The organism is Myxococcota bacterium (assembly GCA_035498015.1).
Lineage (GTDB): Bacteria > Myxococcota_A > UBA9160 > SZUA-336 > SZUA-336 > VGRW01.
The window spans coordinates 21,856-30,790 of record DATKAO010000237.1; the positions used below are offsets into that span (position 1 = coordinate 21,856).

Annotated in this window: 9 protein-coding genes; 6 read left to right on the forward strand and 3 right to left on the reverse strand. The window is 72.8% G+C overall.

Translation table 11 applies throughout. The features are described from left to right. The first annotated feature begins 46 nt into the window (after positions 1 to 46). The 3 genes from VMR86_21040 to nrtS all read left to right on the forward strand — a co-directional run bounded on the left by VMR86_21040 (position 47) and on the right by nrtS (position 4,883). Positions 47 to 994, forward strand: a complete 948-nt coding sequence (locus VMR86_21040) for a TIGR03621 family F420-dependent LLM class oxidoreductase (protein ID HTO09550.1) — start codon at positions 47 to 49, stop codon at positions 992 to 994. Between the two features lie 70 nt (positions 995 to 1,064). Further along, entirely contained in the window at positions 1,065 to 4,592 is a 3,528-nt protein-coding gene (locus tag VMR86_21045; GenBank protein ID HTO09551.1) for an indolepyruvate ferredoxin oxidoreductase family protein, read from the forward strand. A 15-nt stretch (positions 4,593 to 4,607) separates the two neighbouring features. Beyond that, positions 4,608 to 4,883, forward strand: a complete 276-nt coding sequence (gene nrtS / locus VMR86_21050) for a nitrate/nitrite transporter NrtS (GenBank protein ID HTO09552.1) — start codon at positions 4,608 to 4,610, stop codon at positions 4,881 to 4,883. On the opposite strand, the gene VMR86_21055 is transcribed toward nrtS, so the two are convergent. Next, positions 4,823 to 5,422, reverse strand: coding sequence for a hypothetical protein (locus VMR86_21055; GenBank protein ID HTO09553.1), 600 nt, complete (start codon positions 5,420 to 5,422; stop codon positions 4,823 to 4,825). The genes nrtS and VMR86_21055 overlap by 61 nt on opposite strands. A 90-nt stretch (positions 5,423 to 5,512) precedes the next feature. Between VMR86_21055 and VMR86_21060 the strand changes: the two genes are divergently transcribed. Then, positions 5,513 to 6,280, forward strand: coding sequence for an exodeoxyribonuclease III (locus tag VMR86_21060; GenBank protein ID HTO09554.1), 768 nt, complete (start codon positions 5,513 to 5,515; stop codon positions 6,278 to 6,280). Here VMR86_21060 and VMR86_21065 read toward each other — a convergent pair. Then, entirely contained in the window at positions 6,263 to 6,724 is a 462-nt protein-coding gene (locus VMR86_21065) for a hypothetical protein (protein HTO09555.1), read from the reverse strand. The genes VMR86_21060 and VMR86_21065 overlap by 18 nt on opposite strands. Positions 6,725 to 6,912: 188 nt before the next feature. Between VMR86_21065 and VMR86_21070 the strand changes: the two genes are divergently transcribed. Together VMR86_21070 and VMR86_21075 are read left to right on the forward strand one after the other, a co-directional pair. Then, positions 6,913 to 7,839, forward strand: a complete 927-nt coding sequence (locus VMR86_21070) for an AlkA N-terminal domain-containing protein (GenBank protein HTO09556.1) — start codon at positions 6,913 to 6,915, stop codon at positions 7,837 to 7,839. After that, positions 7,836 to 8,294, forward strand: coding sequence for a GFA family protein (locus VMR86_21075; protein HTO09557.1), 459 nt, complete (start codon positions 7,836 to 7,838; stop codon positions 8,292 to 8,294). Before VMR86_21070 ends, VMR86_21075 begins: the two co-directional genes overlap by 4 nt. Here VMR86_21075 and epsC read toward each other — a convergent pair. Continuing rightward, a partial coding sequence (epsC, locus tag VMR86_21080; GenBank protein HTO09558.1) for a serine O-acetyltransferase EpsC occupies positions 8,291 to 8,935 on the reverse strand: 645 nt, incomplete at its 5' end. The genes VMR86_21075 and epsC overlap by 4 nt on opposite strands.

Here is an 8,935-nt window from a genome sequence, read left to right on the forward strand (position 1 = left end):
ATCGTAGCGGGAGACCCGCCCGCGGTCCGCGTAGTAAGATGGCCGCATGAGCAAGCCCTTCCGCTTCGCAGTCCAGCTCCACTCACTCCCCAAGGACTCCTGGGCCGACCGCGTGCGCGCGATCGAGCGCATGGGATACGCGTCGATCTTCGTGCCCGACCACTTCGGCCCGCAGTGGGACCCGACCGCCCTGCTGGCCGCGGCGGCGGCGGTGACCACCAAGCTCCGGGTCGGGTCACTCGTGTATGACGTCGACTACCGCCACCCGGTCATTCATGCCAAGGGCGCCGCCACCATCCAGCTGCTCTCGGGCGGGCGCCACGAGTTCGGGATCGGCGCGGGCTGGATGCAGACCGACTACGACGAAGCGGGCATGAGCTACGACTCGCCGGGCACGCGCATCGCGCGCCTGGAGGAGGCGCTGCAGATCATCCAGAGCATGTGGCAGAACGAGCGCACGAGCTTCGCGGGCAAGCACTACAAGATCACGAACGTGGCGCGCGCCGCCGAGCCCGCGTTCCCGAGCCCCAAGGTGCTGATCGGCGGCGGTGGGCCCAAGGTGCTGCGCCTGGCCGGCCGGCACGCCGACATCGTGGGCATCAACCCGACGCTGGTCGAAGGCAAGGTGACTCCGCGCACCGCCGCCGACCTCGCGCCCGAGAAGCTCGACGAGAAGCTGCGCTGGGTGCGCGAGGGCGCCGAGGCCGCGGGCCGCAGCTACCGCGACATCGAGATCAACTCACTCACCTTCGTCGTGGCCATCACCGACGACCCGAAGGGCCTGCGCGCCGCGCTGGGGGCGAACACCGGCATGACGCCCGAGCAGATCGCCGACTGCCCGATGTTCCTCACTGGCTCGCCGGCCGAGATCCGCGACGGCCTCGAGAAGCGGCGCGAGCGCTACGGCTTCTCGTACATCGTGATCCAGGGCCGCGACCCGGCCGTGGTCGAGAGCTTCGCCGAGAAGATCGTCGCGCCACTCGCGGGCAAGTAGCGACTCACTCGCCCACGCGCGCCGGCTCCGACTCAAGCACCCCGGACGCAACTCCGATCACACCCGCGAGATGCCCGCGGTGCTTTCGCCGGATCCGCCGCTCTGGGAGCGATACACCCGCGGGCGCGGTCGGGTCCACCTGACCGGCCTGCAGGCGCTCGTGCGCCTGGTGCTCGAGCAGCTGCGCCGCGACGAGCGCGCGGGGCGCCGGATCGGCGCGCTGTTCTCGGGCTACCCCGGCTCGCCGCTGGCCGGCTTCGACGGGCTGCTGCGCTCGCTCGCCCCGCTGCTCGAGCGCCATCACGTGCGCTTCGTGCCGGGTCTCAACGAGGAGCTCGCCGCCACCGCCGTCGGCGGCACGCAGCTGCTCGAAGTGTTTCCGCGCGGCGCGTGGGACGGCGCGCTCGGCGTGTTCTTCGCCAAGGCGCCGGGCCTCGACCGCGCGCTCGACGCGCTGCGCCACGCGAGCTTCGTGGGCGCCGCGCGCCTGGGCGGGGCGCTCGCGGTGGTGGGCGACGACCCGTTCTGCAAGAGCTCGTCGCTGCCGAGTCACTCCGAGCACGCGTTCGCGCACGCCTTCGTGCCCTTGTTCGCGCCGGCCGACCCGGCCGACGTGCTGCGCCTCGGCCTCGCCGCCTTCGCTCTCTCGCGCTACGCGGGCCTGTGGACCGGCATGCGCGTGGTGGCCGACGTGGCCGACGCCGGCCAGATCTTCGAGCTGCCCGAGCACGAGCCCGAGCTCGCGCGGCCCGAGTTCGAGGTCGCGGGCGCGCCGTTCGCGCCGCGCTTCGACCCGGCGCTGCTGCCGCCGAACGTGCTGCGCATCGAGCAGGAGCTCGTGTTCGGCCGCATGGAGGCGGTGCGGCGCTTCGCGGCCGCGAACGGCCTGAACCCGATCCTGTCGCGTCACCCGCGCGACAAGCTGGGGCTGGTGGCGGCGGGCGCGCTCTACCGCGAGCTCGAGCGCGCGCTCGCGCTGCTCGACCTGGACGAGAAGGCGCGCGAGAGACTCGGCATCCGGCTGCTCAAGGTCGACCTGGTGTGGCCGCTCGAGGCGGGCCGCGTGCGCGAGTTCGCGCAGGGTCTCCAGGAGATCGTCGTGGTCGATACGCGGCGCGGCTATCTCGAGGAGCAGGTCTGCGCCGCGCTCTACGGCGGCGAGTCACGCCCGGGGGTGCTCGGCCAGCGCGGCCCAGGCGGTGAGCCGTGGCTGGCGCGCCGCAGCGAGGTGTCGGGCGCCACGCTGGCGGCCGACCTCGCGCCCCATCTCGCCGCGCGCCTGCGCGCGCCGGGCATCACGGCTGCGCTCGAGTCACTCGAGGCGGCGAACGCGCGCGCGGAGCTGGCGCCAGCGCCGACGCGCGCGCCGCACTTCTGCAGCGGCTGCCCGCACTCTTCGTCGACCCGCCTGCCCGAAGGCTCGCTCGCGGGCGGCGGCATCGGCTGTCACACCATGGCCCTGCTCATGCCCGAGCGCGAGGTGCGCTTCATCGGCGCGATGGGCTGCGAGGGCGCGCAGTGGATCGGGCTCGCGCCCTGGACCGCCACGCGCCACCTGTTCCAGAACCTGGGCGACGGCACCTACTTCCACTCCGGCCGGCTCGCGGTGCGCGCGTGCGTGGCCGCGGGCGTGCCGATCACCTTCAAGCTCTTGTGGAACGGCGTGGTCGCGATGACCGGCGGCCAGCGCGCGATCGGCGCCAAGTCACTCCCCGGGCTGGTGCGCGACCTCCTGGCCGACGGCGTCCGGACGGTCGGACTGATGACGCACGAGCCCGAGATCGCCGAGCTCGCGCTGCGCGACCCGCGCGTGCGGCGCCTGGAGCGCGAGGACTGGGACGCCGCCATGCGCGAGCTGCGCGAGCAGCCAGGAGTCACTGCGCTGGTCTGGGACGAGCTGTGCGCCAACGAGAAGCAGCGCCTCGAGCGGCGCGGGCTGCGCGCCCGGCCCACGGAGCGGCTCGCGATCAACGAGGACGTGTGCGAGGGCTGCGGCGACTGCGGCGTGAAGTCGTCGTGTGTCTCGCTGCGCCCGGTGGAGACCACGCTCGGGCGCAAGACGCGGCTGCACGAGAGCTCGTGCAGCGACGACCGCGCGTGTCTCGCGGGCGACTGTCCGGCGTTCATCTCGATCGAGACGCCGCGGCGCACGCGCGAGCCGTTCGAGTCACGGCTGGCGGGGCCGCTGCCCGAGCCGCCCGCGCTCGACTGGGACGGCCGCCGGCTCGAGATCCTGCTGGTCGGCATCGGCTCGACCGGCGTGGTCACGATCGATGCGCTGCTGGTGCGCGCCGCCGAGCACGACGGCCTGTTCGCCGCGCACCTCGACCAGACCGGTCTCGCGCAGCGCGGCGGAAAGGTCGTGTCGCACTGCGTGCTGTCGGCCGAGCCGATCGAGGGCAGCGCGCGCGTGGAGCCGGGCCGCGCCGACGTGCTTCTGGCCTTCGATCCGCTGGGCGCCGGCGACCGCGAGGCGCTGCGCGCGCTCGACCCGGGCCGCACGCACGCCGTGGCGCACGCGCTCTACGTGCCGACCGGGGCCGACGTGTCGAACCCGCGCTTCCGCGAGCCCGCGCTCGACGACCTGCTCGCGCCGCTCGCGGGAGTCACTCGCTCGCTCGCGGCGGTGCCGGCCGAGCAGCTCGCCGACGCGGCGCTCGGCCAGCCGCTGTGCGCCAACCTGGTGCTGCTCGGCTACGCCTGGCAGCGCGGGCTCGTGCCGCTCTCGGCGCGCGCGCTCGAGCGCGCGATCCGCGACAACGGCGTGGCGGTCGAGACCAACCTGCGCGCCTTCGCGCTGGGGCGTGCCGCCGCCGCCGAGCCCGCCCTCACGGCCCAGCTGTGCGCCGACGCCACGCCCCCCGCGATCGGCGACGAGGAGTCACTCGAGCGCGCGGAGCGGCTGCTGGGCGCCGGCTTCGCGGCGGTCCAGGAGGCGCTCGGGCGTTTCTCCGACTCGAAACACTCGGCCGGGCTGCTGCGCCGCGTGGCCGGCTTCGCCGCCGACCTGGTCGACTACCAGGGCAAGCGGCTGGCGCTGCGCTACTGCGCGCGCATCGCCGCGGTCGCCGATGCGGAGGCGCGCGTCGAGAGCGAGTCAGCCGAGCTCACCGAGGTCGCGGCGCGCGAGCTCTACCGCGTGCTCGCCTACAAGGACGAGTACGAGGTCGCGCGCCTGTTGCTGCGCGGCCCGCATCGGCGCTGGCTGCGCCGCCAGAGCGCCCAGGACCCGCGCCTGCGCTACCACCTGCACCCCCCGCTGCTGCGGGCGCTCGGCCTGCGCCGGAAGCTCGCGCTCGGCGCCGACGCTGAGCCGCTGCTGCACGGGCTCGTGGCGCTGCGCGGGCTGCGCGGCACGGTCTTCGACCCGTTCGGCTGGACCCGCGCGCGCCGCCTCGAGCGCGAGCTCGCGCGCTGGTACGAGGGCGTGCTCGACGCGCTGTGCGGGGCCTTGTCAGCGGAGAGCCGCGCCGAGGCGATCGCGATCGCCGGACTCACCGGTGAGATCCGCGGCTTCGAGTCGATCAAGGAGGAGCGCGCCGCGCGCGTGCGCCCCGTGGTAGAGGGGCGCCTGGAAGCCATGCGGGCGCGCCGCTGAGCTAGAGTCCTCCGCATGGGGGAATGGCTCCGGCTGGCGAGCGATGGCGCCGTGGTGCGCCGCGCGCTGCGCACGGCGGTGATCGTGGGCTCGATCCTGATCGCGATCAACCACGGCTCGGCGCTCCTGCACGGCGACGTCGACGCGCTGCGCGTGTTTCGCATGTGTCTCACGGTGCTGGTGCCGTACGCGGTCTCGACCAGCTCGAGCGTGGCCGCGCTGCGCTCGGTTCAGCGGACCGGCGAGGCCAAGAGCTCGGCGCAGTCGCCGAAGCGCAGCTCGTCGGCGTAGACGGTCGGGCCGTCGGAGCTCGCGGCGGTCAGGCTCGCCGCGCCGTCGTGCCCGTCCTCGAGAGACTCGGCCGTTGCGAGCGTGAGCGACTCACCCGCGACCGCGATGCACAGGTGCTCGCCGCCGTCGCGGCTGCGCGCCTCGTGGCGCGCCAGCAGCGCCTGCAGGTCGCCGTAGGCCATGCGGTTGGCGGCCACCAGTGCGAGCGGCGCGGCCGTCGCCGCCAGCCGCGTGCTCGAGTCGGAGCCGTACAAGTGGAAGTCGGGATAGCTCTCGAGGTAGGCGCGCGCGGCGTCGCGCTCGATCACCTCGAGGCGCGCGTTCACGGGCTCGCGCGTCCAGTCCATGCTCTTCGCGCCGGACACGAAGTAAGTGCCCGAGAAGCGCCCGTTGCGCTGGAAGCGCACGTCGAACTCCTGTGACTCGACGGCGACCTGGGTACCGGACATCTCCGGATCGAGCGGGTTCTTGCGCACGTAGCGCACCACGAGCTCACCCAGGACGAACACGACGATCAGGAAGGCGATGACCTTCCACATGCCCATCTGATCGACACTCGCGGGCAAAATTGAGTGACGCGCATCGCGCCCGAGTTGCGCGCGCCCGGACCCGAACTCAATATCGGCCGCGTGAAGCTCCTCTCCTGGAACGTGAACGGCCTACGCGCCGCGGCCCGCGCGGGCTTTCTCGACTGGCTCGCGCGCGAACGGCCGTTCGCGGTCTGCGTGCAGGAGATCAAGACGCGGCCCGAGGACCTGCCGGACGAGCTACGGAACCCGCGCCGTTACCACGCGTACTGGAATCCGGCGGAACGTCCGGGCTACAGCGGCGTGGCGACCTTCACGCGCGCCGAGCCGCTGTCGGTCGTGACCGGCGTGGGCGTGCCGGCGCTCGACCGCGAGGGCCGCGTGCTGCGGCTCGAGTTCAGTGACTTCGTGCTGGTGAACGCGTACTTCCCGAACAGCCAGCGCGACCACGCGCGGCTGTCCGAGAAGCTCGCGTTCTGCGCCGCCATGTTGCGGGTCGTGAACCGCTACCGGCGCGCGGGCAGACACGTGCTCCTGTGCGGTGACTTCAACATCTCGCACCGGGACATCGACCTCGCGAATCCGCGCCAGAACAGAGACAACGCCGGCTTTCTGCCCGAGGAGCGCGCCTGGCTCGACCGATTCTTCCGCCGCCACGGCTGGGTCGACACCTTCCGCAGCCTGTGCGCCGAGCCGGGTCACTACACCTGGTGGAGCTACCGCCCCGGCGTGCGCGAGCGGAACATCGGCTGGCGGCTCGACTACTTCGCCGCGAACCCGGAGCTCCTCGACCGGGTGAGCCGCGTGCGGCACCAGAGCGACGTGCGCGGCTCGGACCACTGCCCCGTCGAGCTAACCCTGCGCGATTGAGTCGCCGCGATTCGAGCTCGCGAAGAGCTCGCGGAGCCGTTCGCCCGCGGGGCCCAGCAGGGTGAGCCGCACGTTCGAGTCACAGAGCTCGATCTCCGTGCGGCGCATCCACAAGAGCTTCTTCGACTTCACGGCCTTCACTTCGGACCACGGGATCCGGAGCTCGGGGCAAAGGATCCGAAACGGGAGCCACAGCGAGAGCGAGAATCCGAAGCGGCCGACCGTCACGAACAGGCAACCGCGGTAGCTCACCGGGAGCCCGCTGCCCATGCCGCCCGACACGAAGCGGAAACGCTCGCCCTCGATCGGCGCGCCGTCGGCGAAGCGCGGCACGAGTGACCGCCAACCCGACAGGTAGGAGAGCAAGACGCAGATCGCCGACCAGAACACGGCGAACCACGCGAAGAACCACGGCGGCCTGAGGAGCTCCGGCGCATTACTCATCGCGAGTCACTTCCTGGTCGAGGGGTAGCGGATGGCTGGCGATTGCCGCGTCGGCGTCCGACGTGGGAAACTAGAGAGATGGGAAAGAGCGCGAGTCACCAGTTCACTTGCGCGCCGCGAGGGGCATTCTCGCCCTTGCGGAGCGGCGCGCGCGAGCGAAGCGTCGACCGGCGGCTGCGGGCCTGACCGTGGGCTCGCTCGAGCTCGTGCTCGCGCCCCGGGGCGCCTACTCGCTGTCGCGCACCACCGCGCGCTTCGTGCGGCACCCCGACCCGGTGAACGTGGCGGGCGCGGGCGGCTTCGCGCGGCTCGTGCCCGCGGGCGACGGCCACGCGCTCGTGCGCGTGACTCAGGAGGGTCCGCCGACCCGCGCGAGGCTGCGCGTGCGGGTCGACGGGCCCGACGACACCGCAGCGCGGGCGGCGGCGGCGCGGCTGGCCGGGCGCGTGCTCGGCGCGGACGCGGACCTGCGGCCCTTCGAGCGCGCGCTCGCGCGCGACCCGCTGCTCGGCGAGTCAGTGCGCGCCCACCGCGGCCTGCGCGTGGCGGGCGCATTCGACCTGTTCGAGTCACTGGTCGGCGCCGTGCTCACGCAGCAGGTGAACCTGGCGTTCGCGGCCTCGATCCGCGGCGAGCTGGCGCGCGCCTTCGGAGCCCGCGCCCGTTACGACGGCCGCGAGTGGCTGGCGTTCCCGACTGCCGAACGCATCGCCGACGCGGGCGAGGCGCGCTTGCGCGAGTTCCGCATGACCCGCGCCAAGGCGGGCACGATCCACCGCCTGGCGAGCGCGTTCGCGCGCGGCGAGCTCGACGAGTCACTGCTCGCGCCGCTCGACGACGAGGCTGCGATCGCCGAGCTCGTGCGCTGGAAGGGCGTCGGCCGCTGGACCGCCGAGATCGTGCTGCTGCGCGGCCTGGGCCGGCCCGACGTGTTTCCGGCGGGCGACCTGGCGGTCGTGAAACACCTGGCGCGCCGCTGGCTCGGCGCGGAGCGGGTGGCGAGCGAGGCCGAGATGCGCGCCTTCTCGGAGCGCTGGCGGCCCCACCGCTCGCTCGCGCTCGTGTACGGTCTCGAAGAGCTCGCCGCGCCGCGAGCCCGGCAGGAGTCATCATGATCGGACGCTGCTTCTGCGGACAGGTCGCCTTCGAGTTCGACGGACCGATGACGGAGATCGAGCTCTGTCACTGCACGCGCTGCCAGCGCTCCACGGGCTCGGCTTTCGCGGCGCAGCTCCGCGTGCGCGCGGAGCGCTTCCGCTGGCTGCGCGGCGAGGACCGGATCGCGTTCTTCGACGCGCCGATCCTGAACGAGCGGCCGGCCTACCGCCGGTCCTTCTGCTCTGCCTGCGGCGCCGCGGTGCCCTCGATCTTCGCGGGCAACCCGACGGTCGCGATCCCCGCCGGGCTCGTCGAAGGCGCCCTGCCCGTGCGCGCGGCGGACCAGATCTGGGTCGAGAAGCGCGCGTCCTGGCTCGATCTGCGCGCCATCGCCGGGCTGCCGGAGCACTCGGGCGATCCCAGCGCGGAGTCGAACGCGCGGCTGCTCGAGCCGCTCGGCCTCGGGCGCTAGATCTCGTAGTCGGGGTCGACCGAGCCCGACTCCTGGTCCTTCTGACTCACGTTGAGCTGCGGGGGCTCGATCGAGACACGCGAGTAGGGCGGCACCGACGTGTGCAGCCACACGTTGCCGCCGATCACCGAGCCTTCGCCGATCACCGTGGTGCCGCCGAGGATGGTCGCGTTGGCGTAGATCGTGACGTCGTCCTCGACCGTCGGGTGGCGCTTCTTGCCGATGTCGTTGCGGCCCTGCTTGTTCGAGAACGCCACCAGACCCACGCCCTGGTACATCTTCACGCGGTTGCCGATCACCGCGGTCTCGCCGATCACGACGCCCGTGCCGTGGTCGATGAAGAAGTGACAGCCGATCGAGGCGCCCGGGTGGATGTCGATGCCGGTCTTGCTCTTGGCATGCTCGGACATGATGCGCGCGGCGACCGGCGCGCCGAGCTCGTAGAGCACGTGCGCGATGCGGTAGGTGGAGACTGCGTAGGCCGAGGGGTAGGCCGCGATCACCTCGGCGTAGGACTTCGCGGCGGGGTCGGCCTTGAAGGCGGCCTCGACGTCCATGCCCACGCAGTGGCGGACGTCGGGCAGGCGCTCCACGAAGGCCGAGGCCAGGTCGGAGCCGACCAGGCCGGACAAGAGGCCGTG

What these genes read in the sequence shown, in the direction of transcription:
- VMR86_21040 (HTO09550.1), top strand. Translation starts at nt 47, where the DNA reads ATGAGCAAGCCCTTCCGCTTCGCAGTCCAGCTCCACTCACTCCCCAAG.
- VMR86_21045 (HTO09551.1), top strand. Translation starts at nt 1,065, where the DNA reads ATGCCCGCGGTGCTTTCGCCGGATCCGCCGCTCTGGGAGCGATACACC.
- nrtS (HTO09552.1), top strand. Translation starts at nt 4,608, where the DNA reads ATGGGGGAATGGCTCCGGCTGGCGAGCGATGGCGCCGTGGTGCGCCGC.
- VMR86_21055 (HTO09553.1), bottom strand. Translation starts at nt 5,422, where the DNA reads ATGTGGAAGGTCATCGCCTTCCTGATCGTCGTGTTCGTCCTGGGTGAG.
- VMR86_21065 (HTO09555.1), bottom strand. Translation starts at nt 6,724, where the DNA reads ATGAGTAATGCGCCGGAGCTCCTCAGGCCGCCGTGGTTCTTCGCGTGG.
- VMR86_21075 (HTO09557.1), top strand. Translation starts at nt 7,836, where the DNA reads ATGATCGGACGCTGCTTCTGCGGACAGGTCGCCTTCGAGTTCGACGGA.